This is a genomic window from Vibrio sp. 1457 (assembly GCF_033340195.1).
Taxonomy (GTDB): Bacteria; Pseudomonadota; Gammaproteobacteria; order Enterobacterales; family Vibrionaceae; genus Vibrio; species Vibrio alginolyticus.
In genome coordinates this window covers 1-25,900 of record NZ_JAWOWA010000036.1, presented here as the reverse complement: position 1 = coordinate 25,900, position 25,900 = coordinate 1, and the positions used below count along the sequence as shown (strand labels likewise).

At 43.8% G+C, this 25,900-nt stretch carries 23 protein-coding genes and 2 pseudogenes; 9 read left to right on the top strand and 16 right to left on the bottom strand.

Annotated elements, in window-relative coordinates; genetic code table 11:
* Positions 1 to 201: 201 nt before the first annotated feature.
* Positions 202 to 1,416: a CobW family GTP-binding protein gene (locus R7Z41_RS22365; RefSeq protein WP_225478305.1), complete on the bottom strand. Its 1,215-nt coding sequence runs from the start codon at positions 1,414 to 1,416 to the stop codon at positions 202 to 204.
* Between the two features lie 276 nt (positions 1,417 to 1,692).
* Between R7Z41_RS22365 and R7Z41_RS22360 the strand changes: the two genes are divergently transcribed.
* Entirely contained in the window at positions 1,693 to 1,872 is a 180-nt protein-coding gene (locus tag R7Z41_RS22360) for a hypothetical protein (RefSeq protein ID WP_225478304.1), read from the top strand.
* 67 nt (positions 1,873 to 1,939) lie between these two features.
* On the opposite strand, the gene R7Z41_RS22355 is transcribed toward R7Z41_RS22360, so the two are convergent.
* Positions 1,940 to 3,205: a peptidoglycan DD-metalloendopeptidase family protein gene (locus tag R7Z41_RS22355; protein ID WP_054574359.1), complete on the bottom strand. Its 1,266-nt coding sequence runs from the start codon at positions 3,203 to 3,205 to the stop codon at positions 1,940 to 1,942.
* 147 nt (positions 3,206 to 3,352) lie between these two features.
* Between R7Z41_RS22355 and R7Z41_RS22350 the strand changes: the two genes are divergently transcribed.
* Entirely contained in the window at positions 3,353 to 4,225 is an 873-nt protein-coding gene (locus R7Z41_RS22350) for an aspartoacylase (protein ID WP_225478303.1), read from the top strand.
* A gap of 207 nt (positions 4,226 to 4,432) precedes the next feature.
* On the opposite strand, the gene R7Z41_RS22345 is transcribed toward R7Z41_RS22350, so the two are convergent.
* The 6 genes from R7Z41_RS22345 to R7Z41_RS22320 form a co-directional block, all read right to left on the bottom strand.
* Complete coding sequence (locus tag R7Z41_RS22345) at positions 4,433 to 5,446, bottom strand: CobW family GTP-binding protein (protein ID WP_021707804.1); 1,014 nt, start codon at positions 5,444 to 5,446, stop codon at positions 4,433 to 4,435.
* A complete protein-coding gene (locus R7Z41_RS22340; protein ID WP_017821071.1) occupies positions 5,436 to 5,996 on the bottom strand; it encodes a carbonate dehydratase in 561 nt (186 codons plus the stop codon). Before R7Z41_RS22340 ends, R7Z41_RS22345 begins: the two co-directional genes overlap by 11 nt.
* 44 nt (positions 5,997 to 6,040) lie before the next feature.
* Positions 6,041 to 7,375, bottom strand: coding sequence for a dihydroorotase (locus tag R7Z41_RS22335; protein WP_262679117.1), 1,335 nt, complete (start codon positions 7,373 to 7,375; stop codon positions 6,041 to 6,043).
* Between the two features lie 82 nt (positions 7,376 to 7,457).
* Complete coding sequence (locus R7Z41_RS22330) at positions 7,458 to 7,928, bottom strand: Fur family transcriptional regulator (RefSeq protein ID WP_225478164.1); 471 nt, start codon at positions 7,926 to 7,928, stop codon at positions 7,458 to 7,460.
* A gap of 4 nt (positions 7,929 to 7,932) precedes the next feature.
* On the bottom strand, positions 7,933 to 8,601 hold the full coding sequence (locus tag R7Z41_RS22325; RefSeq protein ID WP_054576794.1) for a DUF1826 domain-containing protein: 669 nt from the start codon (positions 8,599 to 8,601) through the stop codon (positions 7,933 to 7,935).
* Between the two features lie 339 nt (positions 8,602 to 8,940).
* Positions 8,941 to 9,735, bottom strand: coding sequence for an AraC family transcriptional regulator (locus R7Z41_RS22320; protein WP_005375710.1), 795 nt, complete (start codon positions 9,733 to 9,735; stop codon positions 8,941 to 8,943).
* A 122-nt stretch (positions 9,736 to 9,857) separates the two neighbouring features.
* Between R7Z41_RS22320 and R7Z41_RS22315 the strand changes: the two genes are divergently transcribed.
* Positions 9,858 to 10,664: a sulfite exporter TauE/SafE family protein gene (locus tag R7Z41_RS22315; protein ID WP_054576795.1), complete on the top strand. Its 807-nt coding sequence runs from the start codon at positions 9,858 to 9,860 to the stop codon at positions 10,662 to 10,664.
* Between the two features lie 119 nt (positions 10,665 to 10,783).
* Here R7Z41_RS22315 and R7Z41_RS22310 read toward each other — a convergent pair whose 3' ends face one another.
* The 4 genes from R7Z41_RS22310 to R7Z41_RS22295 all read right to left on the bottom strand — a co-directional run bounded on the left by R7Z41_RS22310 (position 10,784) and on the right by R7Z41_RS22295 (position 14,642).
* Entirely contained in the window at positions 10,784 to 11,809 is a 1,026-nt protein-coding gene (locus R7Z41_RS22310; RefSeq protein ID WP_318136415.1) for a hypothetical protein, read from the bottom strand.
* 399 nt (positions 11,810 to 12,208) lie between these two features.
* Positions 12,209 to 12,511: a Fis family transcriptional regulator gene (locus tag R7Z41_RS22305; protein WP_132936368.1), complete on the bottom strand. Its 303-nt coding sequence runs from the start codon at positions 12,509 to 12,511 to the stop codon at positions 12,209 to 12,211.
* A gap of 205 nt (positions 12,512 to 12,716) precedes the next feature.
* Complete coding sequence (locus R7Z41_RS22300) at positions 12,717 to 13,655, bottom strand: alpha/beta hydrolase (RefSeq protein WP_005375705.1); 939 nt, start codon at positions 13,653 to 13,655, stop codon at positions 12,717 to 12,719.
* A 72-nt stretch (positions 13,656 to 13,727) separates the two neighbouring features.
* The gene (locus tag R7Z41_RS22295) at positions 13,728 to 14,642 is read right to left on the bottom strand and encodes an alpha/beta hydrolase (RefSeq protein ID WP_158173134.1); all 915 of its coding nucleotides are present in this window, start codon (positions 14,640 to 14,642) and stop codon (positions 13,728 to 13,730) included.
* A gap of 128 nt (positions 14,643 to 14,770) precedes the next feature.
* Here R7Z41_RS22295 and R7Z41_RS22290 point away from each other — a divergent pair, with 128 nt between their 5' ends.
* The gene (locus R7Z41_RS22290) at positions 14,771 to 15,700 is read left to right on the top strand and encodes a LysR family transcriptional regulator (RefSeq protein ID WP_054574369.1); all 930 of its coding nucleotides are present in this window, start codon (positions 14,771 to 14,773) and stop codon (positions 15,698 to 15,700) included.
* Between the two features lie 68 nt (positions 15,701 to 15,768).
* On the opposite strand, the gene R7Z41_RS22285 is transcribed toward R7Z41_RS22290, so the two are convergent.
* Positions 15,769 to 16,962: an acetate/propionate family kinase gene (locus tag R7Z41_RS22285; protein WP_005375697.1), complete on the bottom strand. Its 1,194-nt coding sequence runs from the start codon at positions 16,960 to 16,962 to the stop codon at positions 15,769 to 15,771.
* Positions 16,963 to 17,325: 363 nt separating this feature from the next.
* On the opposite strand from R7Z41_RS22285, the pseudogene R7Z41_RS24715 reads away from it, so the two are divergent.
* Together R7Z41_RS24715 and R7Z41_RS24710 are read left to right on the top strand one after the other, a co-directional pair.
* A pseudogene (locus R7Z41_RS24715) lies at positions 17,326 to 17,645 on the top strand (GGDEF domain-containing protein); the annotation flags it as partial.
* An 86-nt stretch (positions 17,646 to 17,731) separates the two neighbouring features.
* Positions 17,732 to 17,975, top strand: a pseudogene (locus R7Z41_RS24710) (EAL domain-containing protein); the annotation flags it as partial.
* Between the two features lie 72 nt (positions 17,976 to 18,047).
* Here the strand turns inward: R7Z41_RS24710 and R7Z41_RS22275 are convergent.
* A complete protein-coding gene (locus R7Z41_RS22275; RefSeq protein WP_005375680.1) occupies positions 18,048 to 19,979 on the bottom strand; it encodes a DEAD/DEAH box helicase in 1,932 nt (643 codons plus the stop codon).
* A 413-nt stretch (positions 19,980 to 20,392) separates the two neighbouring features.
* On the opposite strand from R7Z41_RS22275, the gene rnb reads away from it, so the two are divergent.
* Together rnb and R7Z41_RS22265 are read left to right on the top strand one after the other, a co-directional pair.
* Entirely contained in the window at positions 20,393 to 22,396 is a 2,004-nt protein-coding gene (gene rnb / locus R7Z41_RS22270; RefSeq protein WP_017635749.1) for an exoribonuclease II, read from the top strand.
* Between the two features lie 71 nt (positions 22,397 to 22,467).
* A complete protein-coding gene (locus tag R7Z41_RS22265) occupies positions 22,468 to 23,277 on the top strand; it encodes a helix-turn-helix transcriptional regulator (RefSeq protein ID WP_017635750.1) in 810 nt (269 codons plus the stop codon).
* 33 nt (positions 23,278 to 23,310) lie between these two features.
* On the opposite strand, the gene R7Z41_RS22260 is transcribed toward R7Z41_RS22265, so the two are convergent.
* A complete protein-coding gene (locus tag R7Z41_RS22260) occupies positions 23,311 to 23,664 on the bottom strand; it encodes a DUF3024 domain-containing protein (protein WP_017821084.1) in 354 nt (117 codons plus the stop codon).
* A 266-nt stretch (positions 23,665 to 23,930) separates the two neighbouring features.
* Between R7Z41_RS22260 and R7Z41_RS22255 the strand changes: the two genes are divergently transcribed.
* The gene (locus tag R7Z41_RS22255; protein WP_017635752.1) at positions 23,931 to 24,755 is read left to right on the top strand and encodes a phosphate ABC transporter substrate-binding protein; all 825 of its coding nucleotides are present in this window, start codon (positions 23,931 to 23,933) and stop codon (positions 24,753 to 24,755) included.
* Positions 24,756 to 24,818: 63 nt separating this feature from the next.
* On the opposite strand, the gene R7Z41_RS22250 is transcribed toward R7Z41_RS22255, so the two are convergent.
* The gene (locus R7Z41_RS22250) at positions 24,819 to 25,499 is read right to left on the bottom strand and encodes a MaoC family dehydratase (RefSeq protein ID WP_005375670.1); all 681 of its coding nucleotides are present in this window, start codon (positions 25,497 to 25,499) and stop codon (positions 24,819 to 24,821) included.
* Positions 25,500 to 25,900: the final 401 nt, after the last annotated feature.

The window sequence follows — 25,900 nt, the reverse complement described above, 5'->3', positions numbered from 1 at the left end:
GCCTAGGGCGGTAAAAATATCAAAGACCCGATACCCTGTTAATCGCTACGCGGCTCCTCTTAAGTGAACTACATTGCCCACCATTCGGGAGGCTTTTTCGTTACACAGAGCCAATTTTGGTATACAGAGCCAATTCAGTAAGTCCGTTCTCGAAACAACCCGAGATTCAAACATGTAGCGAGGGAATCCTCACCAGTGCATTCAAACCGTCTTCTTCTGGCTCAACTTAGCTATTTTCTTTGGCCAAGGATCTTCAAATGTTGCCCCTTGTTGCCATTGCTCCAGTTCCCCTTCCGTTAAAAAGCAGTTTTCCAGCGCATCAATAAACGCATCGACTTCGTTTTCTTGCCCAATCACCGTTAAGCGACAACGACGATCACCAAAGCGGCTTTCAACGCTGTCTATCTTATCTTGCAGGATTTGACGATGTTCTTCAGTGAAGTTTTGCGATTCGTCATTGATTACCGAAGCGCGCCAAAAGCCTGTAATTTCAAGCCCCACATTGCCGCTTGCTTGGCTCCAAAGCAGTGAAACATCGTCTCGAGTTGGAAACCAAAAGAACCCCTTACTGCGGAACACACCTTTAGTTAAATACTGGTGGCAGGTACTCCACAAACGCGCAGGATGAAAAGGTCGATCATCTTTGATCACTTTGGCGACAAGGCTTTGTTCGTCTTTATCAGAGAGATTCAACGGCTCATTCACCGTCTCACGAAGTTCTGCGATTAACTGCTCAACAAGGAAGAAATTGTAGTCTTGCTCACCTTTCAACATGCGGATATCCAAGTTTCCCCACGACGTTTTGATTATCTCGGTGTAAACGTTAAGCGGGTGAATCGCCTGCGCGATGTTGCGAACGGTATTGTCGTCCACTTTGTCCGTCTTGGTGAGCATGATACGGTTTGAGAACATGATTTGCTCTACCAACAAGTTTTCAACGCCGCGAACACCCTGCTGCACGTTCTCCTGCCACTTAGGGATTAAGGCAGAACCTTGTCGATAGTCATCTCGCAACCAAGTCGCATCCACCAACGTAATTACGTCTTTGAGTGCGAATTGTGCGTTACTTTTGAAGTACTCGACCAAAGGTAAAGGATGACTACTGCCCGACGTTTCAATCACAACCCATTCTGGCGATTTTTCTGCGCAGAGCTTTTTAAGGGCTTTATCGAGCTGCTTTACACCACTCAGGCTGCTGATGCTGTCTCCACTGATCGTAACAAAGTTGCCCTGCTCTTCACTCACCGCATCGGTATTTAAGATAAGCACGCCATCGACGTCTAACTCACTCATGTCATTAACAATAACGGACAGATCAATACCAGAAGAATCGGCTTGTTGAAGAATGTTGCGTAAAAACGTGGTTTTCCCGGACCCGAGAAACCCATGCAAAATGGTGACTGGAATTGATGGCATACTTTTGACCTACAAACTCTGGATGAACGCATGTTATAACATAACAACTTAGTGAGTTATAGAAGGAATCCAATTGCTGTCTTAGACGCAAAACTTAAGAATCGGTAAAGATCACAGGGGCTGATTTCTCAGAACTCGCCTTCGTTTCTCATCACGTTTCATCACCAGCAAAGGTCTGACTATTGATAAAAATAATAAGTGGTTACAAAACGACCATTGCTTTGTTTATAAAATTGGAGAAAGATGACAATACAGCGATTTATAGGAGGTGGTGTTATGACTTTAGTTCTTACCGTTCTTATTTTCCTAAGTTGTATTGCGATGCTCGCAATTGGTGTGATATTTTCACGTAGGCCGATCAAAGGCGGAGGTTGTTGCAAAGTGTCCGATGTTGCGGATGTGGACGCACGTAAAAGAAAAAATCGCAGTCATTATTCTTCTAGGAACACATATTGAGACTCACCTATTGCTCCAACCTCACAACACAAAATAGCATAACTGAGCCCTAACAAATTGTCGGGACTCAGTTTTTCGTTTCTACTAGATAATCAAACTCTGATACTCGCGCCAAAAATGAAGGTTTCTGGATGTTAGGAAGCGACTTCGCGATAGGTAAGTCGGCTTTCATTGCATCAACCGGACGATTACGAACTAAAACTTCAAAATGTAAATGTGGTCCGGTTGAACGACCAGTATTCCCAGAGAGGGCTATTTTTTGCCCACGCTTTATAACTTGACCTTTTTTAACCAAGATTTTATTCAAGTGTAGGTAACGAGTTTTGTACACACTGTTATGTTCAATCACTAAATAATTACCGGCATAAGGGTGCTTGCGGACCGCAATTACTTTTCCATCCCCAGTAGAATAAACTGGCGCACCGATTGGTGTCGCGAAATCCGTTCCGTTATGCGGGGTGACTCTTCCCGTCACTGGGTGTTTACGCTTAGGGTTAAACCCAGAGGTGATTCGGCGGTATGCCCTATCGACAGGATAACGGTTAAACGCTCGCTCCAAACTGTTACCAGCTCTATCATAGAACCGTCCATCCTCGGCTAGAAATGCAGCGACTTCGCCCTTCGCTAAGTTAAAAGAAATAGCCTTAATCTCACTATTGCCAGTTTTGTGTTCACCTAAATATTGCTGTTTCACTAATATATCGAAACGGTCACCGGCTCTAAGAGATCGCGCAAAATCAATCTTATCTTTCATCACCTGCGTAATATTTGCGACGTGGCCTGATGTCAATCCAACTCGATGTGCCGAGACTGAAAAACTCCCTTTGATTTCTCCCGAAAATAAGGTTTCACGCCATTCCCCTGAAATTTCCTGAAATTCGTAAGAGAAGGAGCCATCGTTTTCTCTAGTGTAGATAGCCTTCTCTACAAGGCTCATATGATAAATTAGTCGACTCAATTGCCCCATGTCATCCATCACTAATTCAAGCTCTTCTCCGGGCTTAATCATATCTAGCTGGAGGTGATCAAGATCAACTGAGAGAATTTGCTGCAAAATACCGTAAGGGAGACCCAATTGAGCGAAGATACCACTGAGCGTATCTCCCACTTTAACTATGTAGTGTATTTGTTTAGGTTTAGGTTTAGGCAACGGAGTCAAACTGCTATCTGAGGGAACCACTATCTTTGATGATGGAGGTGGTGACGAATCACTGCTTTGATTCAGTTGAGTGCTGTGACTATCTTGATTTGGCTCATCCTCTGTAGGTAGAAGCAAAGCGACCGAAAAACAAAACACAGCAACGATTAAAGCAATAAATTTAAACTGACTCATGAGAAACTAAGTAACAATAATAACGATTGTTATGTTATAACATATCTAGGATTATTTTTACTCAGTTTAGTAAACGTTTATTCAGTTCACTGGATTGGCTAAGAGAAGACCAATCATTCAACCCATTCTCTTTGAGAAGGATCAATAATGAACACATTCAATTCAGCACTGATCGTTGCAGGAACACACGGAAACGAACTTTCTGGTATTTATTTACATAAACTAATCAAAGAAAAACGTTACTCTGTCAATAGATCAACCTTTTCAGCCCGCTCGATCATCGCAAACTCCGAAGCAGTAAAACACAACGTCCGATACATCGATACAGACTTAAATCGCGAGTTCTCAGCAATGAATAGCAATCATTGTCCTGATTTGCATGAAAGCAAGATTGCACATCAATTTATCGAGAAATATGCAAACCAAGAAAAACTGTTGATTGTTGACCTGCACAATACAACAAGCAATATGGGAGCGACGTTGATTTTGCTTTCTAACGATGTGTTTTATCGGAAACTGGGCGCGTACGTCAAACAACGAATGCCATCAGCACATATCCTTTTCGAAGAGCGAAAAGAATGGCAAGAGCAACCTTACCTTTGTACTGCTGGGCAATATGGAATAATGATTGAGGTCGGGGCGCAAGCACATGGTGCGCTAGAGTACAGTACGTTGGAGTTGATGAAACAGATGCTTACCGCAGTATTGGACTATGTTGAAAAGCACAACCTCAACCAAATAGGCTTACTGAGCGATTATGAGGCGTTTTTTTACACCGAAGAAATCAGGGTTCCACTTGATCAAGAGGGTATGCGGCAAGCACTAGTACACCCTACTATTTGTGGCAGAGATTTTGAGGCGGTCAAACCAGGAGCACCTTTATTAGCGACTTTCGCTGGTTATGATATCCATTGGAATGGCAAAGGGGAAATTTACCCGCACTTTATCAATGAGAGCGCCTACAGTACCGCAAATATAGCAATGGCCCTCGCTAAAAAAAGACGTGTTTCTTCCGGGTAACTTAAAGCAAGTAATTAGGCCACGTGTAACGTGGATACCTCACCCCATGAATAAAACTGTGCCTGAACCGCATAGGCAGAAAATACGGGTACTAACCCCACCCTAATACGGCAGCATAAGTGCCCTAAGCGCAGCTTTAAAAGAAACCCCACTAGAATTTTAAGGAGGTAAGACATTATGGTTAAAAGGAGAGTTTTCTCTTTTCTATCATGATGCCTTCTCCAAACATCGAAATAATCTATCTTCAAATTGGTCATCTAGACCGGAAGAGATCAGTTCTAGGCGGCTTTCTGAACACTCGTCTAGTTCAAACTCTGTGAGTCCATCTGATGTTAGATTGTAACCAAAAATACCGCTTCCCGTGATAAAAACCGCTTTCATTCGTTCGACCTTGAGGTCGAGCAGCAATAATCTCAGCTTTTGATGATCGAACACGTTTTCAGCGGATATACGCCAACCGATACTGTAGAAACCTTCCCCCTGATTGGTTGCTTTTAGAATGCCGCTCTCAGGCATAGGCAACTCAGGAACAAGTGACTTTTTCTCTCTTTCACGATAAAGAACAGAGGGCGTTTTTTGCACGTCAATACGAGTCGCTCCCTCACATTCATGAAAAGGGATAGCGCCATGTTCAGCGAAAATCACTTTTGTTTCCCGCAGACCGAGCTTTGCTATATAAGCCGTCAGCTTTTGCTCATCTTCATCTTGATAGAGATCGCGCTTATTACCTACCACTGTATCTGCGATAGTGATTTGCTGGTTAAACGTTTCATGCTCAGTGTACTTAGGATCCGATAGTTTACGTGCATCGACTAAAGTAATGTTTTTTTGCAAAGCGAGAATTTGACGATAATACTCGGTCGATAGCACTTGCAGTACTTCTTTAGGATGACCAAGACCTGTAGGCTCAATCAACAATCGATCTGGCCTTGCTTCAGACAATAATTGATTTAAGGCGATTTGCATCGGAAGACCTGCTGCACAGCACATACATCCCCCGGGGACCTCTCGAATAAACACTTGGTCTTGTTGTTTTTTTTGGCCTTGTAACAAGCTGCCATCAATACCAACTTCGCCAAATTCATTGACCAATACAGCCCAACGTTCATGACTCGGTTTATGGGTCAATAAGTGCATTATTGCCGATGTTTTCCCCACCCCGAGAAAGCCAGTGATGATGTTAGTCGGCACTCGCGAAATCAGTGGCTTATTAAAGTTCATTGGCAATTCTCCGGTAGCCTTGGACTAGTTCATGGTTGGCAGAAACGACGGATTCGGAAAAAGCTGAATATTCTGGCGGCACTTTAGAGATACTCTCTAAATCAAAACCGACACCAATATTGGTCATCGGTGGTACATGGAAATAAGCGGGTAAATCGAGGCCATCGACGACACAGTTATGACGAATAACACACCTCTCACCGATGACGCTATTGAATACGACGGAGTTGAAGCCAATGAAAACATCATCACAAACCTGGCAAGGACCATGAATAATCGAACGATGAGCAATGGATGAGCGCTCACCAATGGTCACCGCAGCCCCTGCCTTAGAGTGAATTACGACACCATCTTGGATATTGGTGTCACGTTTGATGACGATAGCTTCCATGTCTCCATGGTTATTAACTTCGTCAGCTCGAATAACAGCATAGGGTCCAATAAAAACGTTATCTTCAATAATGACTTTGCCACAGATAATAGCGGTTGGATCGATAAAGGCTGTTGAGGACACCTGTGGCATATGGCCCGTTGGGTTTCTTCTTAACATAATGCTTCCAGTTTGTTTATGGCTCTTTCTTTGCGGTCAGCGACTTAACGATTGAAGGATAAACGCATCGCTGCAGTTGGTTTATCGATGACTTTGTTATTGTCATAAACTAGCGCGCCATTGACCCAAGTCTTTTGAATTTGAGCTGAAAATTCATGTCCAGCAAAAGGCGACCAACCACAATGATATAAACTGTTTTCGTTGCTAACTCGTGTTGGGGTATGAGCATCAACCAACACCAAATCGGCGTAGTAACCTTCACGGATAAAACCTCGGCCTTGAATGCCATAGCGAATGGCCGGGTTGTGCGCAGTTTTTTCGACTACTTGAGTCAAACTCATATGACCTAAACGGACATGCTCGAAGAGAGTAAGTAACGCATGCTGAACTAACGGCAGTCCGGCTGGAGCCTGCTCGTAAGGCACTTGTTTTTCTTGCCAAGTGTGAGGAGCGTGGTCTGTTGCAATGATATCTATTTGCCCCGTATTTAACGCTTTTAACAACGCATCGCGGTCACTAGGAAACTTGATTGAAGGATTACATTTGATCAAGTTACCAAGAGCGCCATAATCTTTGTTGCTGAACCAAAGATGGTGAACACAAGCCTCCGCGGTGATTGATTTGTCTCGAATGTCTCCCTCGTCAAAAAGTGCTAGCTCCTTCGCCGTTGTGATGTGCAGCACATGTAGTTGGCTGTGATACTTTTTGGCAAGTTCTACCGCATAAGAAGATGAAGCGTAACAGGCCTCTTCGTCACGCAAAATGGGATGGTCTTCGATAGTGAAATCTGACTTCTTAAGTCTTTGCTTTTGCTGGTTTTGTTTAATAACAGTCCCACTTTCACAATGAGTAACAATGAGTACTGGAGAGTCACGAAAAATTGACTCTAACGCTTGCGGAGCTTCGACTAACAAATTTCCTGTTGATGCCCCCATAAATACTTTCACACCACAATGTTGTTTGGGGTTAAGTTGTTTAATCTGTTCAAGATTGTCTTCGGTTGCACCGAGGTAGAAAGAATAATTTGCAAACGAGCTTTCTTTAGCGAGAGCGAACTTGCGCTCTAACGAGTCAATAGTCGTTGTAGCCGGACTAACATTGGGCATTTCCATGTAGCTTGTAATACCGCCGGCTACCGCTGCCCGCGACTCGCTTGCAATTGTGCCTTTATGTGTCAGCCCAGGTTCTCGGAAATGCACTTGATCGTCAATCATGCCTGGCAGTAAATAAGCCCCTTTAGCATCAATTACAATATCTCCGTGTTGTACGGATATATTAGTAGCAATCTTGTCAATTCTTTGATCAACAATACGTAAATCTGTTTCGGTAATGGCTCCTTCGTTGACCACCCGAGCGTTTTTAATCAATGTTGCTGACATAATTCATTCTTTTAGATAATTTATAAATGTGGCCAATACTCGGTCACCTTGTGAAGCTATAAGGGGAGATCGTGTGTCTGCCTCATAGGGGGCGGTTTGCGCATTCATCGCAAACACAGGAAATCTCAAATTGTGGGCTAAGAACGGTGAAGCCTTCTTGTATGGCTTTCGCACATACGCTAGAAATAACATTGGCTTCAACCGCTATTTCACTAACCTTTCCACACTGAGAGCAAATCAAAAACTGTGGAACGCCATGCTCCTGATCGCACGCGATTTGAGAACAAACGACGTATTTACCAGATGTATTGAGCTTATGGACAAAGTGCTCTGCTTCAAGGAAATCGAGTATTCGATAAACCGACATCGCTTGAATGTTTTGAGAAAAGTTGTGATTGCAGTAGTCAACTAGTTCGTAGGCAGAAAGCGGCTTCTCCGCATATAGCAGTGAAGTCAGTATCAATTTCCGTTTAGTAGTGAGTTGTTTACCTCGCAGCAGGCAGATTTTCTCTACCTGCTTCATGACGTCATCTACCGTTTTGAGCTTTCTCATATCTCTAGATGAAATCCAATGTGAGTAGTAAGCGACGTTCATTGTCTGCAACATGTGGAGAGCGATGTATAAGTCCAGTGGCTTCATTGCCTTCCCAACCACTTCCTTTGAGCAGGGCAACATCGCCAGGCTGCATTCGTCGTATGGCACTTTCAGAGTCGTATAAGCCCGATAGGTGATCAGGTTGACCAAGACTACCGGCACCGAGTTTAGTGCGATCAATGGTATCGTTGGTTAACCATTCGGTCGCTCGGCCGGTATAAGTTATGACAAGTCTGCAAGGCACACGATCAAAGTGAAATTTCGGGCACATCGGGCTGTCTAGGCGAGTTAGTCTCAAACCTGCTTCTTTAACCTCAAACAAACAGCAGAACATATCGACGATTAAAGCAACATCTTCACTCAGCGCATCAGCACACGCATAGCCCTCTAACTTGCTTCGTACCCATTGTGCAGCATCATCTGGCGTGACACTTTGTACCAGTGCCAATCTAGGCTCCAGAGCCAGCATCAGATTAATGTCCTTCGTCAACTCTTTCGAGAGCGTTCGCTGCCATATGGCAATATTGTGCTCTGGTTTGTAGATGTCGCTAAGTATGTTCGCTGATGTCGATATCGCCAACGATGATGTTGTTTGGACACGAAGCGGGTTCTCAACTACATCAATGCTCATATATCTTCCTCCCAAGCGTTAAAAAGGTCAGGTAAAGGTTTTAATAACGTTGATTTTCTAGGGCTATGAGACCTAGTAATCGTTACGATTTCGCTCTAGTTCACGGACATATTGACACAGTCCCACCCCATGTAGAGTCAAGTCAGACAGCGCTTGTGAAGAAATCAACGTTTACTCTCTCTCAATAGGAGACTACTGGTTGTGAGATCAATTCTTTAAACAACAAATTGTAGAGCCCCAAACAAGGGAATGTTATAACATAACAGTTAATCTTTTCAATATTTACCTTTTTTGATTAAAGATAATTAGGGGAACATCATGAGCATGCGAGCACGGAAATTATATTCCGCGATTAGAAAAGTAACGCGTAGGTGAATCGCCATAGACCCGACGAAACATCGCGATAAAGTTGCTGGGCGTCGAATAACCCAAAGCATGTGCAACCGCTCCTACAGATTCCCCTCGAGCTATCATTTCTAATGAATGTATTAGCAGTACTTGTTGCCGCCATTCATTAAAACTCATGTTTAACTCACTTCGAATCAATCGTCTTAACGTCCGAGATGAGACTGCCCCAATATTGGCCCAATGCTCCACAGAATGTTTGCTGTTTGGGTCTATTAAAATTGCTTGAGTAACTTTTTGCAGTCTCGGATCTCTGGGCAGCGGGATGTGGAGTGACTCATGAGGGCTATTGACGATTTCATCGGATATTACGGCAAGAATACGTAAAGACTGTATGGATAGATCGTCTGTTTTGCTCCATATCGATGCTCTAACCGATAGGGCTTTCAACACATCGCTCATTTGGATAACACAAGGTCTCATTGGAAACCGCTCACAACTCTCTGGAGTAAACAGTAATGAACGACCTTTCAGAGAACCACAAAAATAAACACTGTGCATCGCACCCGGGGGGATCCAACCAGCTCGGTGAGGTGGTAGTATCCACGTTCCTTCATCGGTTTTGACCTGAATTAGCCCTTCATCTATACACAGTAACTGGCCTCGATGATGACTGTGCCAATTATGTGGCCGTTGATCCAAATGGTTGAAGTCGCTCCTTTCATGCTGCCACTCCTTAACGATCAGTGCGGCGCCATTTTTCCATTCGCTGTAATCAGAGTTTGTCACTTTATTTACTCAATTCCATTTTGGCCATTATTCATTATTTTCTGTCCTCTTAACGTTACCATAGCAAGTTAGCGTTCGAGTAACATTTTAGCAACGACCATTTTATCGAAGGCAGAACCATCATGAACGAACCTATCTTTATTATCTATTACATTACGGCAGGCTTGGGCATTGGCTTTCTCGCAGGACTCGTTGGTGTGGGTGGTGGTGGAATGGCCGTCCCTATTTTTGCGTTTCTATTTTCACTACAGGGAATAGCTGATACGGAAGTAGTGCATCTTGCGTTGGGGACATCAATGGCTTCGATGATTGTTACAACATTGGGCAGCATGCGCGCTCACTACAAAAAAGAGAATGTAGACTCGACAATGGTAGTAAAAATGTTGAGCGGAGTTCTAGTCGGAACATTTTGCGCCACATTCGTAGCATCGTATCTACGAGGCGTCTATCTGGCAGGCTTTTTCAGCGTATTCATGTTGTATGTTGCTTATAAGATGTTCCTCAACACTGAAAATGAGTACAACCCTAACCCACATGGGGCTATCGGTAATATCACTGTAGGCTCGGTGATTGGCTCTGTATCAGCACTTGTCTCTATAAGCGGTGCGGGGTTGATCATCCCCTATCTTGTCCAGCAAAATTTTGAGGTAAAACGTGCTATTGGTACCTCTGCTGCGATAGGTTTCCCTATCGCGCTGTCAGGAAGCCTCGGTTACATGTTAAACGGATGGGAAAATACAGATTGGAACAACTTAGTCTTAGGATACATATACCTTCCTGCAATGATCAGCTTCTCCATTAGTAGCTACTTAACTACTAGCCTCGGCGTGCGTTGTGCAGCGTATTTCCCAAATAAAGTTCTTAAGAAAATCGTTGGTATTTTGTGTGTTCTTCTAAGCTTTAAAATGCTGGGACAAGTACTTAATTAAGGCAAATAATACGGTCACTAGTACGTCTTGCAGTATGGTGGAGGGATAAGCCTGCACAAAACTTACTCCTCGCTTTGCTTACTCGAACAGACAATGTGTAAGAAAGTGTCACATTGTTGCTATTCTTGTGGCTTTGTTAGGCTAGTCAGAATTACATCCAAAATTTTCTGGTGATTGTCCTTTCTAGAAACCTCATCACGCTCCTGGCAAAGTGCTTCCTCCCCTTCTGATGCAAGAATTTTAATACCACGCTCAGTACAATCTGCGAACGCACTAAACTGACTCGCACTGGGGATCTCTTGAAATGTCACATTGGGAAGAGCAACAAATGATTCAGCTGGTGTCAGTGCGGGATGTAGCCGATCAGAGAGCGCCACCACGGTGATAGCATTGTTCATCAAGGCCAGAGTTTCAGGGACAAAGGTTTTCGTTAGCTCAGGGTTAATAACGACGACCGATTTCAGTTTGTTTTCAGACTGAAATCGGGGGATTTTTTTATCCGGGATGCTGGTAATATCAACGTTATTTTCACGTAACCAATGACAGTCTACATTGGTGGCGTTGTGACACGATGTTCGATATTTCTCCGGGCTTATTTGCGCTCCGGAGAGCATCAGCATAGATGTGCCGCCCAGAAAAAAGCCGACCCCCTGCACTTCATCAGTATCTACGCCTCCGGACAGTATCCCGGCCGAACTTAATTCGTTCAGCCCAAGCACCAAATCACTGGTTCTGAATGTGATTTCATCAACAACCATTTCTGCATTGATTTCGTTCGGTGCAGGAGGCTTTGGTACCACAACGACATAACCTTGTTGCGCCAGGCTCGAGGCTATCCAACCACTGTGGGAAAACGCTGACCGTGTTCCGCCCTGCGACAAAAGCACAACGGGAAATTTTCCACTTGCTAAAGGGGCATCTAACTGCGTTTCGACTGATTTAAAAATGTTCCCCCTACCAAACGAGAAGTTGTTTTTTTCGTTCGTTGTGGGATACCAATAATAGACTTCCACAGGCTTGTCTCTGTCTTCACTGAATCCCGTTTTGACTGTTAGCGCAGAATGGTATTTCGGCTCATTCGTACTGGCGCTGACACTGACACATAATGTAGCGAGTAGAAAAGACATTATTATTTTGGTTTTCATTTTTCCCTCAGCCGGCAAACACATTCTTCTGCACGGCATCTGAAGATAACGAGCAGAAGAATATCCATATATTTTGCGAAACATAGCAATTAAGCTATTCATAGTCGAGGTAACCCAAAGAAAATGATAGACCGCTCCAGCTAGAGCCTTTCTTTTCAATAATTTTCTGCGGATATCCACCATGCAGAAGTTTGTACTTTACTCATTGTAAACGACTAATCATGGCCTCTTAAGGCAACATTAGAAAACCAACCGTATTCACAATCCATAACTCCATAACTCATAGTTACACCGATGTATATCTAAGTGAGCTGAAGCTTCATTGCCCATCCAGTGCCCTTTGCATTTTTATAGCAAGGTAGCCAAGCACCATTTTATTACGGACCATTGCTGCCCGCACTAACACTTTTGTTTTGTATCGTAACTGATTTGCTTACTGGCGTTCTTTAGTTGCACTCCTGCCTTATTAAATGCCTTTTGAATAGTTGTGGAAACATGCTGGCGGCCCTCTCCTTCAAAAAAGTTAGCTCGATCTTGCTTCGTTTCGAAGACGCAGACTATTTCTAAGCTTTGTGGAAAAGAAGAGAATTTGACGGTATGAGTCACCCAAAGAAAGCCATCGTAGCCTTTTAGCGTATCTTCACAAACTTCGGTCAACACTTCTCTAATTAGATTCTCGACCTTCTTATCTGATTTGCGCATAAATTAAACTTCATTCCTATCTAACGCCTTTAATTAGGTTTCAGTGTACATTGTCTTAAACAGTATTTGGCAGTGGTATTTAGTCAATAGCCTGTAGATGAGGTTATTCGCACGAAGATTTACCGACCTACTCGCTTCGAACTACATCTTACGCTGTTAAAAATAAGCGCTTTGCAACTCTACAAAACGCTTCTAACTTATTAGATTATTTTAAGTGTGTTTCAAGGAATGCAGAAACCTTGTCCATTGCAATGCCGACTGCTTCTGGATGGTCATACAGTTCATAGTGAGACCAATTTTCCAAATTAACCAGCTGTCGGTCTTTTGATTGAACAGAGCGGCCATAAATTTCCTGCCCATCACGATAAGCACCAAACGCCCCGACTTTTTGCCCTACCACGGCCATAACAGGCTGAGTCAATAACGTTTCGGCAAATGCAAAGGCATCCCAGCTCAGTGTTTTCTGTGCATGTGAAAACAGCATACGAGTTGCACCACCTTCGGTTTGTCCACGTGATGTTTTGTAGTATTCAGTAGCTTCGAACACGTCTCGTTCTGTTAATCCATTTTCTTTTGCAAATTCAATATTTGGAGGAAGAAGTTCATCGATTTTCAGCTCTGAGCCGCGAGCTTCGGCTGTTCTCTGTGCAGCCATAGCTTCAAGATTGGCGATAGGGTCGTACATACTAAAGCCTTCACGGAACAAGCGGCCTAAGTTAACAGGCGTAATACCTACGACAGCTTTCAAGCGCTTTTCGGTTAGGGCTGAATTGATCATGTAACCACCACCGCCGCAGATACCGAGTCCACCAATTCTATTCTCATCGACATAAGGTAAAGTCACTGCATAGTCGATAACGCGACTGATATCTTCAACACGTTGACTTGGATCTTCTACGTAGCGAGGCAATCCCCCCGATTCTCCTTGGAAGCTCGCGTCAAATGCGATCACGACGTAACCTAACTCAGCAAGGGCTTTACCATAGACAGCGCTGGATGTTTGTTCTTTACAACTACCAAAAGGATGAACACTTATCATTGTTGGGTAGCGTTTCGATTCATTGAAGCCTTCTGGAAATAAAATTAATGCAGACATATCCCAAGCCATATCAGCATTTCTAAAAGTGATTTTTTGCATATTCATAATCAATACCTTAAGAGTAAAAAGCCTTGAGAGCAGAAAGGCTCGAAGCAATTGAGCCTTTCATCGGGAATATTAAAGAGTGCGTTGGAAGAAAGATGCGAGTTGGGATACTGCGTCATCGACGTATTCGGCAACATCATAAAGCGACATATGGTTTGCACCATCAATGGCATACAAGGTTTTATCTGAACTCGCTGCACGTTCTATCAGGTCATCACTCATCCATTTGCTGCCTGCGTCACTACCAACGACAGCAAGAATTGGCTGAGTTAGGAATGCTTCCGCTTTGTGGTACGCATCGTAAGTAATGATCTGGTTTAAGTTACGAGTTAGAGCAAAACCCGGCGCATTTGGATGTTCACAACGTGGTGTGTGGTAATACTCCCAAGCTTCGCGTAGCTCTGCATTTGAGGCATCTTCTTCACGCATCGGAGCTAGAGGAATAGTCGCGAATTCTGTACCATTCGTGTCGGTTGTGCGAGCATTCGAACCAAATTCTAAGTAACCAACAGCGTCAGCATCGTTAACCGAATTATCCCAACCATTACGGAACATTTGGCCAATGTTTACGGCACTAACCATACCCAGTGCTTTGATTCGACGATCATTGGTCGCTGCATTTGCACTATAGCCCGCACCAGCACAAATCCCCATTGCGCCAATTTTATCGTTATCGACGTACTCTAACGTTGTCAGATAGTCGACGACTGCGCTCACATCTTCAGTACTCGTGTAAGGGTTTTCCATTTGGCGAGGCTCACCTGTACTTTCACCTTGATACGAACGGTCAAACGCAATGGCAATTATGCCGCTTTTTGCAAGTTTACTCGCATATAGGCCTGCGGTTTGCTCTTTTACGCCACCACCTGGGTGTGAAACAACAACCGCCGCATATTGTTTACTTGCATCAAAATCTGTAGGGAAGTTGATAACCGCTGAAATCTCAATACCTTGACCATTGAGATTTTTGAAAGTGACTTTAGACATAGCGACATTCTCCATTAGAGGTTAACTGTTCATCTCAGGCTGACCTAAGCTTCGATGTAATATTAGTCAACACACTGTTTCGGATAAATATCGTTTTATCTACATGACTGTTTAGTTATACTTAACAAATGAGAATAGAACCTTCTTTAATTTCATCACTGACGTGGTTTGCACATATTGCTCGCCATCGCAGTTTCACTAAAGCAGCCTTAGAAATGGGGGTAACCCGTGCTGCCTTATCACAACACCTAAAAGCGTTAGAACAACAGCTACAAGTTCGGTTAATTAATCGAACCACCAGAAGTATGTCGCTGACGGAAGAAGGCCAACGTCTGCTTGATATTTTGCAACCTTCATTGGTGAACATTGAGCAGGTCGTTAACGAATTGAACGACTCTCATCTTGAGCCTTCGGGATTAATCCGTATCAGTGTATCAAGAACCGCTGCTCGGCTGCTTATTGAGCCCTATCTAGGTGAGTTCCTCTCTCGTTATCCTAAAATACGCCTAGAGCTAATCATGGATGATGGGTTTTCTAACATCGTCGCAGAAGGCGTTGACGCTGGCATTCGCTTAGGATTAAGCTTAGATGAACATATGGTTGCGATCCCTATTACTCCGCCGTTAACAACGGCAATAGTGAGCTCTCCTGAATACTTTAGGCAAAATGGACTACCTCAAACTCCTGAGGATTTAGAAGGTCACAATTGCCTTGCTTATCGTTTTACCTCTAGCGGAACAATTGATCATTGGTCGCTAACCTCTCCAGATGTTGCAAAGCGCACCCTCGTTTTCGAGCCTAAAGGCAATGCTATTTTTAATGATGACTGTAGTATGTTACAAGCTGCAATACAGGGTGTGGGTTTAGTAAAGCATATTGATTTATGGGTGGAAAAGCACATAGATGAGGGAAGATTGACCCGAGTTCTGACACCTTGGTGCAAAGAGTTTCCAGGGTTTTATTTATATATACCTTCACGAGAGCATATGCCGAAAAAAATCCGCGTCTTGATGGATTTTTTAATCGAAAAGCGCGAAGCTCTGAAACCCAAAGAGTAATTGCCAAATTGCTTTAAATAAAAAAGCGAGCACGAGGCTCGCTTTTAACTTTCTGTTTTCGTTATATATTACAATAGTTCAACCGATTGTTTAGCTATCACAAATTCCTCGTTAGTAGGAATAACAAGAGCTTTGGCACCTAACAACTCAGATGTTGCAATAACACCTGCGTTACCAAATCTTGCATCTTCGTTACCTTTCTCATCTTCAACAAAACCTAGAAGTTTTAGGTTTTTCAAGATTTCACGACGAATTGGTAGTGAGTTTTCACCAATACCACCAGTGAAGATGATGCCGTCTAATGAATCCAGAGCAGCTAGGTAAGAAGTAATGTATTTCGCAACACGGTAAGTGAAGATTTCAAATGCCAACTTCGCACGTGAATTCCCCGCTTCCATTGCTTCTAGTACGCCACGAGCATCACTTGTCACACCAGATACACCTAAGAAACCTGACTTCTTGTTCATCATCTCGAACACTTCGTCTTTTTCCCAGCCTTTACGGAAAAGGAACTCGATAACACTTGGATCAAGGTCACCACAGCGAGTGCCCATCATTAGGCCAGCTAACGGCGTCAAACCCATACTTGTATCAACACATTCGCCATTTTTAACCGCACTCACTGATGCACCGTTACCTAAGTGCACAGTGATAAAGCTGCTTTCTTCAACCGGCTTATCTAGCATTTTCGCTGCTTCACGGCTTACGTAGTAGTGGCTTGTACCGTGAGCACCGTAACGACGCACTTTATGCTCTTCGTAAAGCTCGTAAGGAAGTGCGTACATAAAGGCTTTGGCTGGCATTGTTTGGTGGAAAGCAGTGTCAAATACAGCAAATTGAGGCAGTGAAGGGAACGCCGCCATTGCCGCTCTCATGCCTTCAGCGTTCGCTTTGTTATGAAGTGGTGCAAGTTCAGCAAGGCGCTCTACTTCTTGAATAACTGTTTCATCAACTTTCACAGTTCCTTTAAAGGTTTCACCGCCTGCGACAATGCGATGGCCTACAGCGACAAATTTTGAGCTCAAACCTAGAGTATCGAGTAGTTTTACCACTCGCTCAACGGCGTACTGATGATGGTTGCCGCCAGCTGGAATTGCTTCAACGGTTTTTTCTCCCTGATATTTCCAACTGATTTCAGCTTCAGGTAGGCCAAAACACTCACCAATACCTGATACCAAAGCTTCACCGGTTTCAGAATCAATAACAGCAAATTTTAATGAAGAGCTACCAGAGTTGATCACCAGTACAAACGAATTAGACATGAAATAGTTATCCTGTTGTAGAGCAGAGGTTGTAATAGCGCTTGTGCGCTGCGTACTTCTTGTTTGCCCCTCTATTATTCAATAATTTTTTAATCTTTCAACAATCTTTTAGTAAAACCGATTTGATTGAACAAATTTTGTTGATCTGTAGCAAGTTTTGATTTTATTTGAAGACTAAAAAATATCACTTGTTAAACATAGTTTATGAACAGGTCAATTTGTACAAAGTCAGGCATATAAAACACGTTGTTTATTGGGTTAACAAAAATAACAAACCAATCAATAAATCGGGGTAATAATGTGCTCACTATTGCGTTTCTACTAGTGATCTTAGGTTTGATTTTGCTCTGCTGGGGATGGCAGATGACAAAAAACATCTGCTCAAAAACTGACGTAACCGGGTGGACTTACCTATTATTGTTAATCAGCTGTTTCATTTTTGCTTATGCCGTTTTTTTGCACGCCATCATGCAAAAACCTATTGCTTCTCTCTTAGAAACGGGCGTTTCTCTTATAATTTTTGGCGGCATACCTTTGTCGTGCTGGTGATTAAGTGGAGCAACGATTCGATGTTAGATCTTCTGACCGTTGCTGAAAGAGAGAAGCGCAATGCCGTCCATGACGCTCTTACAGGGCTCCCTAATCGTAAATACTGCTTTGAGTCTATCGAAGACATGACACAACCTGAAGGCCAATGACTGATTCAAATTATGAGATAACCTCAAAAACGTCGAAAGATTGATAATACGTTTCAAGGTAAGCTGGTTAATTTCTTTTCACAGCAAGCCGCACAGAAGGCTCCCGCTCTATCGTTGAGAACACGATTGCGCTAGCACATGGATTAGGGTATTCGGTCGTAGCAGAAGGCGTTCAAGACATGGACACACTGCATTTTTTGAGAAGTCGAGGCTGTGACATCATTCAGGGTTACTTGTTCTGTCCTGCCCTTAGACGAAGTAATAAGTTGGGTAAACAAACACGATGAAAAGCAAAACCGTATTAGACGCGCATAAAAAAGCCGAGCGCTTTGCTCGGCTTTCAATTCTTTTTGTAGCAACTTAAACCGTCGCTTTAATCACTCGTGATTATGCGTCTGTACGACGGCCACGACCGTGACCACGTTCACCACGATGTGCACCACGGTGATCACCACCACGGTTGCGATCGAAACGACGTTCGCCACCTTCGCGATTGCCATCGCGGTTGCCGTCACGGTTACCACGGAAGCCACCTTCGCGACGGCCGCCTTCACGACGATCACCACCACGGTTGCCGCCTTCGCGGTTGCCACGGTAACCACCGCCATCACGACGACCACCATCGCGACGACCACCGTCACGGCGACCACCACGAGACTCGCGGAAATCATCGAAGTCACATACTACAGCACCAACATCTTGTTGACGGATACGTAGTTTGCTTAGCTTGTTCGCCGCGTCTGAAGTCATTGCTTTAGGTAGCTGTACGAATGTGTGACCTTGAGCTAGCTTGATCGCACCGATAGAACCTTTACCTAGACCTAGTTCGTTTGCTAGAGCGCCAACGATGTCTTTAACTTGAACGCCTTGCTCACGACCAACTTGAAGCTGGTAAGTATCCCAGTCTTGGTTGTTGAAGTTACGACCGCCGTCGCGACCACCTTCACGGCGCTCTTTACGACGTTGCTTGTCACGCTCAATTGCTTCAACCATTGGGTCTTCGCCAATGTAGAACAGAGGACGTTTGCCTTGCTGACGCTTAAGAAGCATAGCAGCAAGTGTTGCTGGGTCGATGTCTAGAGAAGTTTGTAGTTTCTCTACCAACTCAGCAAATTTGTCTAGTGCTTTGTGCTCTTTCTCTGCTTCAAGCTCAGCGCCTAGCTTAGCTAGACGAGCTTCAGCAACTTGGTCACGTAGAGGAAGTTGGATTTCTTCCATAGATGACTTAGTTACACGCTCGATAGTGCGAAGCATACGAATTTGGTTAGTGCGAACTAGAAGGATCGCTTTACCCTTACGTCCAGCACGGCCAGTACGACCGATACGGTGGATGTATGACTCAACATCAAATGGGATGTCGTAGTTGAATACGTGCGTAATACGTGGAACGTCAAGACCACGAGCTACAACATCAGTTGCAACTAGAATGTCAATAACACCTTGTTTGATGTGATCAACAGTACGCTCACGTAGAGACTGAGGAATGTCACCGTGCAGTGCAGCTGCTTTAAAGCCACGTGCAGATAGCCAGTCAGCCAGACGCTCAGTATCTTGACGAGTACGTACGAATACGATTGACGCGTCAGTTTCTTCAGTTTCAAGAAGACGAGACATCGCTTCATCTTTCTCTACACCTTTCACTACCCAGAACTGTTGTTGAACTTTGTCTACAGTGTGGTTTTTACCAGCAACGTCAACCGTTACAGGGTCACGAAGGAAACGTTCAACGATCTTCTTCAGCATTGGAGGCATAGTTGCAGAAAACAGAACGCGTTGTGCTGACTCTGGAGCGTGCTCCATGATCGCAGTTACGTCATCTACGAAACCCATGTTTAGCATTTCGTCTGCTTCATCAAGAACGAAAGTACTAACTTCGTCTAGGTGTAGACGTTCGCGATTGATAAGATCTTGAACACGGCCTGGAGTACCAACAACTACATGAGCGCCACTTTTAAGAGCACGCATTTGGTCGACAATAGATGCGCCACCGTAAATCTCTAGAACTTTCAAACCTTTGATGTTTTTACCAAGGTTTTTCATTTCCGCTGCAACCTGAATTGCCAGCTCACGAGTCGGAGCAAGTACAATCGCTTGCGGTTTGCGTTGGTTTAGATCGAGTTTGTTGAGAAGAGGCAGAGAGAACGCTGCTGTTTTACCTGTACCTGTTTGAGCTTTACCCAGCGCGTCAGCACCTTCCAATAGGTGTGGGATTGCCGCAGCCTGAATTGGAGTTGGTGACACGAAACCCATTCCGTCTAGAGCAGAAAGGATAGAATCATTCAGAGATAAATCACTGAATTGAATAACAGAATCTTGCATTGGGATCCTACTTAATTAAACAAAAAAACAGTCCCATATGCTCTTCCAATTCGATACTGATCCATCCAGATACTGATTCCATTCAGACGGGAACACAGCACAGTACACAACCGCGATAAGCCATTAGGGACGACTAAGGGAGGCGGATTATTCCTTAAAAGCATAAAAAAATCCAGAAAAAATTGAATTACATCACAATTTATTCTCAACAATGGTATTTTTAGCATATTTTTCCACCAACCCTACCATTCCCCGTAGATTCGCGTAACTCACAGATGAGAATTTCATCAATATTTAAGCCAATTTCTCGTGGTTAAATTGGCAAAATTCACGGCGAAATTACGCTCCACAGGTAGTAATAATAGCTCGCAATGATTATAGTGTGCCCAACTCCATAGGTAATTTAAGAAAAGATGTTTCAAGATAACCCACTACTCGCTCAGCTTAAGCAGCAAATCCAAGAAAACCTGCCTAAAAAAGAAGGCTCAATAAAAGCCACAGATAAAGGCTTTGGCTTTTTGGAAGTGGACAGTAAGACGAGCTTCTTCATCCCGCCTGCGTACATGAAAAAGTGCATGCACGGTGACAAAGTCATCGCCATTATCCGCACCGAAAATGAACGCGAAGTTGCAGAGCCACAAGAGCTGCTAGAACAAGCCGTGACTCGCTTTATTGGTCGAGTAAAAATGTTCAAAGGCAAGCTCAACGTAGCACCTGATCACCCACAGCTTAAAAAGCTATCTCTTAAAGCGAAACTAAAGAAAGGTCTAAAACCTGACGAGTTCGCCGAAGGTGATTGGGTTGTCGCACATCTTATTCGCCACCCTCTAAAAGGCGATAACTCTTTCTTCGTAGAAATTTCTGAAAAAATCACTGACGCGAATGATAAAATTGCGCCTTGGTGGGTAACGCTTGCTCAAAACGATCTACCAAACTCTGAGCCAGCAGGCATCGATAACTGGGAACTGAAAGACGACGCGGAGCTAGAACGCGTAGACATGACTCATGTTCCATTCGTCACTATCGACGGTGAATCGACTAAAGATATGGACGATGCGCTGTACGCGAAGAAAACCGTATCTGGCGATTTCGAACTCACCATCGCTATTGCGGACCCAACCGCTTACATCACACCTGAAGATGAAATGGATAAAGTAGCGCGTGAGCGTGGCTATACTATCTATCTTCCAGGACGCAACATCCCGATGCTACCTCGCGATTTAGCGGACAACCTATGTTCTCTGATTGAAGGTGAAACCCGCCCTGCTATTTGCTGTACCGTAACGGTAAGTAAAGATGGTGTGATTGGCGACGATATTAAATTCTTCGCGGCAAACATCAAATCACATGCACGCCTAGCATACGATCACGTGTCTGATTGGTTAGAAAACGGCAGCTCTGAAGCATGGACGCCATCTGAAGAGATCGCGACCATCGTTCGTGATCTTTATGAGTTCTCTCTTGCTCGCGCTGAATGGCGTGAGAAAAACGCAGTGGTCTTCCCTGATCGTCCTGACTACCGTTTTGAGCTCAGTGAAGATAACGATGTAATCGCTATCCACGCAGACATGCGCCGCAGTGCAAACCGTCTTGTTGAAGAATCCATGATTACCGCAAACATCTGTGCAGGTCGTACATTACGCGATAAATTTGAAACAGGTGTCTTCAATACGCATGCAGGTATCAAGAACGAGAAGATTGAAGAAGTGGTTCAACTTGTCAATCCAGAAGGCCAGTTGGAGTTCACAGCGGAGTCTATTGCTACGCTAGAAGGCTTTGCTGCGTTGCGCCGCTGGTTGGCAGCTCAAGAAACGTCTTATCTAGATAACCGCATTCGTAAGTTCCAAGCATACAGTGAGGTGGGTAATCAGCCTCTGCCTCATTACGCAATGGGTTTAGACATCTATGCAACTTGGACATCACCAATTCGTAAATACGGTGATATGATCAACCACCGTATGTTGAAGGCCGTCATCCTTGGTAAAGAACCCGTACAAAAACCAGATGACCAAGTAGGCGAAGAGCTAGCTCTACATCGTAAACATCATAAAATCGCTGAGCGAAATGTCTCAGATTGGCTATATGCACGCACGCTTGCTGATGAGCCGAGTAAGAAAACTTGTTTCACAGGTGAGATTTTCGATATTAATCGTGCAGGCGCACGTGTCCGACTTCTCGAAAATGGCGCAGCAGCCTTTATTCCTGGTGCACTAATTCTTGATAATAAAGAAAGAATTGAGTGCAATGGCGACAACGGTACCATCTCTATCGATAAAGAGGTCGTATACAAACTTGGGGATACATTGGAAATTGTCCTTACGGACGTAAACCAAGAAAACCGCAGTTTAGTTGCAAAGCCAACCCAGGTATTCGCTGAACAACCAGCAGCACAAACAGAACAGACTGTAAGTGAGTAATACCGAATGAAGTTAAAAGGCGCTCTATTGAGCGCCTTTTTTATTTGTTATGTAAAACGATAAGAAAGAGTATGCCGAACATTGAGATCATTCGCTTTAATCACTTCACTGCGCGCAAAAGTGAGCGTTACACTGCAACACATAATGGGTTATATATTGTTGAAGAAGGTGCCCTATTAGTTCATCAACCTAATGGCGAGCAATTTGAACTTAAAGCCGGAGATTTCACACTCTATAACTCCGCAGATCTGAGCAGTGCAGAAGCCGTCTCTAGTGACGGAGGCTTTAAAGCACTGGCTTTAGTCTTCAATCCAAATATATTCTGTGACTTTAAGAAAGCGCACCCGATGCTACGTTCCAAAACGGAAGAAAGGCGCTTCTATCCTTTTTCAACGCAATCCAGTAGCGAAGTAGCACAATTGAAGGACATGTTGGTTAAGTTAGCGAGTCGCAATGCTCCAGACTACACACAAAGCCATATCGCAATGGCATTGCTGTCGTTGATGGTTGAGGTAGAGCCAAACATCCTATCTATCATAGATGATGCAAGTAGCCTGAGCGACTCTCAAAAAGCCATTAAGTACATTGAGGGTAATATTGAAAAAGACATCACGCTAGAAGGCTTAGCGGCTCATATGAGCATGTCCATCGCAACCTTAAAACGTCGCCTCGCCGCAGATGATCTTTCGTTTTCTCAGATATTAAAGGTGAAACGGATAAACTTCGCAGCAACCCAACTGCGCAAGTCAGAAAAATCAATAACAGAAATAGCGTTTGAGTCTGGCTTTAAAAGTGCAGCGCATTTCAGTACAGCATTTAAATCCGTTTACAACATGACCCCCAAAGACTTTAGAAACCAAGTTGTTAGGCCTAAAGTATAAATCATGTCGGCATTCGCATCCGTTGGGCTCGCCCTATTCCCAAAAACACGCTTGAGGATCGCGCTCCAACTCGTTGAGTAAGTCCTCAAGCATTCGGCTAAATGGAAGTGGCTTATAAGGCACCCACCTTAACAGCTCGTTGTGATATGTGGGAACATAGAAATACCAAAGTTGGTTTTCCTCATCAAACATGATCTTCGCGACGGGAGAAGTATACTCGCTATGTTGGGAGTCGAGGAGAAAATGCGCCCGATGAAGCTCAACGCCATTTTCTACTAGCTCATAGAGGCACTTGCCCTGTTCGACAGGCAAGTTAGCATTACGCGCAGAGCAGAGCGATTGAACTGATTTGTATAAACGACTTGTCGCCATTTGGGACACTGACATCAACGTTCTCCCGATGGATGATAGTTAGAGCTGTCGATCCTAGTATATAACCTTTACATCATCACCGATGGTAGTTATCTACCTAACTCAAGTATAAGATAGCTATATTATCATTTGCCCAGATTATCATCTCAGTCCACTTGGAAACGCTAGCTCCATCACCTCTTGACTAGAAACAATTCCCCTGTTTAGCGCTAACAGTTCACAAAAGTGTAACCTGAACGCAATATCATAAACTCTGCTTTATCCCGTATATGGAGTTTAATATGTTACGTTTTACTGTGGCGACGTTATTGGCCATAGCAGTCTCCCTCCCTACAATTGCAAAAGAAATCAACATCTCGGGTTCAACGTCGGTTGCTCGTGTGATGGATGTACTTGCTGAGGAATACAACAAAACACACCCAGACGATTACGTTGCTGTTCAGGGCATTGGTTCGAGTGCTGGTATCACCATGGTCAATAAAGGAGTAGCCGAAATAGGCATGAGCTCTCGCTATCTGACTGAAAGCGAAAAAGGTGAAGATCTCAATGTATACCCTATCGCTTATGATGGCCTCGCTGTTGTTGTAAACCGTACCAACTCTGTAGAAAACCTTTCTCAGCAACAGCTGTTTGATATTTACAAAGGTAAGATTAAGAATTGGAAAGAGGTCGGGGGCGCAGATCAGCCTATCGCGGTGGTTACTAGAGAAGCGTCTTCAGGTTCACGTTACAGCTTCGAAAGCTTGCTGGGACTGACCAAAATCGTTAATGATCGCCTTGTCTCGGATATCAGCCCAAACAACTTGGTTGTAAACAGCAACAGCATGGTAAAAACCATTGTTAACCATAACACTCGCGCCATTGGTTTTATCTCTGTAGGGTCAGTAGATCGCTCGATCAAGGCGATTCAGTTAGATGGTATTGACCCAACCTCGACAAACATTAGCAATCATAAGTACAAGTTGGCGCGACCATTCCTAGTGCTATACAAAGTAGATAAGATTAGCGATGCAGGTAAAGGTTTTATCGCTTTCCTTCGTTCAGAGCAGGGACAAAAAGCGATTGCAGATTACGGTTATACGCCAGTAAAAAACTTTAATCAGTAAAAATGAAAAAGAGAGCACCCTGATGCTCTCTTTTACTATGTCGTGTTCTATCCGGTTTCGGAATTAGAAATGCAGTTGAATTACAGAGACCACAACCGCACCAGGTCGACGAATACCTTCAATTTCCACTTTAATTTCGCGCTCAATCTCCAAACCTTTTTTGATTGGCGTTACTTTTGTTAACGTGCTGACTGCACGAACATTATTGCCTGCTTTGACAGGGTAAGGGAAACGGACTTGGTTTAAACCCAAGTTAACTACCATTTTAGCTGTTGGGAACATTGGCTTGTCTGGATCGACTGAATCCGTCAGTTTAGGCAGCAATGCTAATGTTAAAAAGCCATGAGCGATAGTTGTCTTAAATGGAGATTCAGTTGAAGCACGCTCTGGATCGGTATGAATCCATTGCATGTCTTCCGTTACAGCACCAAATTGGTTAATACGTTCTTGAGACACATGAACCCAATCACCAGTGTGAATAACTTCGCCAATTTTTTCACTTAACTCGTCATAAAGCTTTTGAGCCTCAGGTGCCATTACGATCGGTGCAGGTTGAGGTGCAACTTCTTCGTTGACGGCTGGCTGCTGGTGATCACGAACTTTTGAGAAAAGAAAGCTATTTTGAGCTTTCCCCAAAAAGTCACTCCAATAATCGCGTAACGTTGGAGACATCCAATTCATAAACTCGGATTGATGAGCAGAAATCGCATCAACTTTGTCTTTAAATAGATTTGTGACCTTCATAAACACCCTTAAGAATTCTAAGCACAACTGGCTATACCAGTTAAGTTTGAATTAGTTCACAAAGTCTTGCAAATACTTTCGGGCGAACACATGTACCCTAAAAGCATGTTATGTCTTATATATCAGCAAGATAACAATAAAACACCATTTTATTGACGTGCGCCAATATAAAGTAAAAACTCTATAAATTGGTACTTTTTGTCCCTTTTTCACTCCGTTTTCAAACTGTCCAACATCACATCAGTGATCATAAAACAAGCAAACAGTACTTCTATTATAATTCAGCACTTTACAAGTCGGACTATGCTCCTTATTATACCGCCCACAACGGAGAGATGGCTGAGTGGTTGAAAGCACCGGTCTTGAAAACCGGCATACGTTAATAGCGTATCTAGGGTTCA

What these genes read in the sequence shown, in the direction of transcription:
- R7Z41_RS22345 (WP_021707804.1), bottom strand. Translation starts at nt 5,446, where the DNA reads ATGAACTTTAATAAGCCACTGATTTCGCGAGTGCCGACTAACATCATC.
- R7Z41_RS22275 (WP_005375680.1), bottom strand. Translation starts at nt 19,979, where the DNA reads ATGCAAGATTCTGTTATTCAATTCAGTGATTTATCTCTGAATGATTCT.
- R7Z41_RS22300 (WP_005375705.1), bottom strand. Translation starts at nt 13,655, where the DNA reads ATGAATATGCAAAAAATCACTTTTAGAAATGCTGATATGGCTTGGGAT.
- R7Z41_RS22290 (WP_054574369.1), top strand. Translation starts at nt 14,771, where the DNA reads ATGAGAATAGAACCTTCTTTAATTTCATCACTGACGTGGTTTGCACAT.
- R7Z41_RS22315 (WP_054576795.1), top strand. Translation starts at nt 9,858, where the DNA reads ATGAACGAACCTATCTTTATTATCTATTACATTACGGCAGGCTTGGGC.
- R7Z41_RS22310 (WP_318136415.1), bottom strand. Translation starts at nt 11,809, where the DNA reads ATGAAAACCAAAATAATAATGTCTTTTCTACTCGCTACATTATGTGTC.
- R7Z41_RS22265 (WP_017635750.1), top strand. Translation starts at nt 22,468, where the DNA reads ATGCCGAACATTGAGATCATTCGCTTTAATCACTTCACTGCGCGCAAA.
- rnb (WP_017635749.1), top strand. Translation starts at nt 20,393, where the DNA reads ATGTTTCAAGATAACCCACTACTCGCTCAGCTTAAGCAGCAAATCCAA.
- R7Z41_RS22330 (WP_225478164.1), bottom strand. Translation starts at nt 7,928, where the DNA reads ATGAGAAAGCTCAAAACGGTAGATGACGTCATGAAGCAGGTAGAGAAA.
- R7Z41_RS22255 (WP_017635752.1), top strand. Translation starts at nt 23,931, where the DNA reads ATGTTACGTTTTACTGTGGCGACGTTATTGGCCATAGCAGTCTCCCTC.
- R7Z41_RS22285 (WP_005375697.1), bottom strand. Translation starts at nt 16,962, where the DNA reads ATGTCTAATTCGTTTGTACTGGTGATCAACTCTGGTAGCTCTTCATTA.
- R7Z41_RS22335 (WP_262679117.1), bottom strand. Translation starts at nt 7,375, where the DNA reads ATGTCAGCAACATTGATTAAAAACGCTCGGGTGGTCAACGAAGGAGCC.
- R7Z41_RS22260 (WP_017821084.1), bottom strand. Translation starts at nt 23,664, where the DNA reads ATGTCAGTGTCCCAAATGGCGACAAGTCGTTTATACAAATCAGTTCAA.
- R7Z41_RS22250 (WP_005375670.1), bottom strand. Translation starts at nt 25,499, where the DNA reads ATGAAGGTCACAAATCTATTTAAAGACAAAGTTGATGCGATTTCTGCT.
- R7Z41_RS22340 (WP_017821071.1), bottom strand. Translation starts at nt 5,996, where the DNA reads ATGTTAAGAAGAAACCCAACGGGCCATATGCCACAGGTGTCCTCAACA.
- R7Z41_RS22295 (WP_158173134.1), bottom strand. Translation starts at nt 14,642, where the DNA reads ATGTCTAAAGTCACTTTCAAAAATCTCAATGGTCAAGGTATTGAGATT.
- R7Z41_RS22360 (WP_225478304.1), top strand. Translation starts at nt 1,693, where the DNA reads ATGACTTTAGTTCTTACCGTTCTTATTTTCCTAAGTTGTATTGCGATG.
- R7Z41_RS22305 (WP_132936368.1), bottom strand. Translation starts at nt 12,511, where the DNA reads ATGCGCAAATCAGATAAGAAGGTCGAGAATCTAATTAGAGAAGTGTTG.
- R7Z41_RS22350 (WP_225478303.1), top strand. Translation starts at nt 3,353, where the DNA reads ATGAACACATTCAATTCAGCACTGATCGTTGCAGGAACACACGGAAAC.
- R7Z41_RS22355 (WP_054574359.1), bottom strand. Translation starts at nt 3,205, where the DNA reads ATGAGTCAGTTTAAATTTATTGCTTTAATCGTTGCTGTGTTTTGTTTT.
- R7Z41_RS22365 (WP_225478305.1), bottom strand. Translation starts at nt 1,416, where the DNA reads ATGCCATCAATTCCAGTCACCATTTTGCATGGGTTTCTCGGGTCCGGG.
- R7Z41_RS22325 (WP_054576794.1), bottom strand. Translation starts at nt 8,601, where the DNA reads ATGAGCATTGATGTAGTTGAGAACCCGCTTCGTGTCCAAACAACATCA.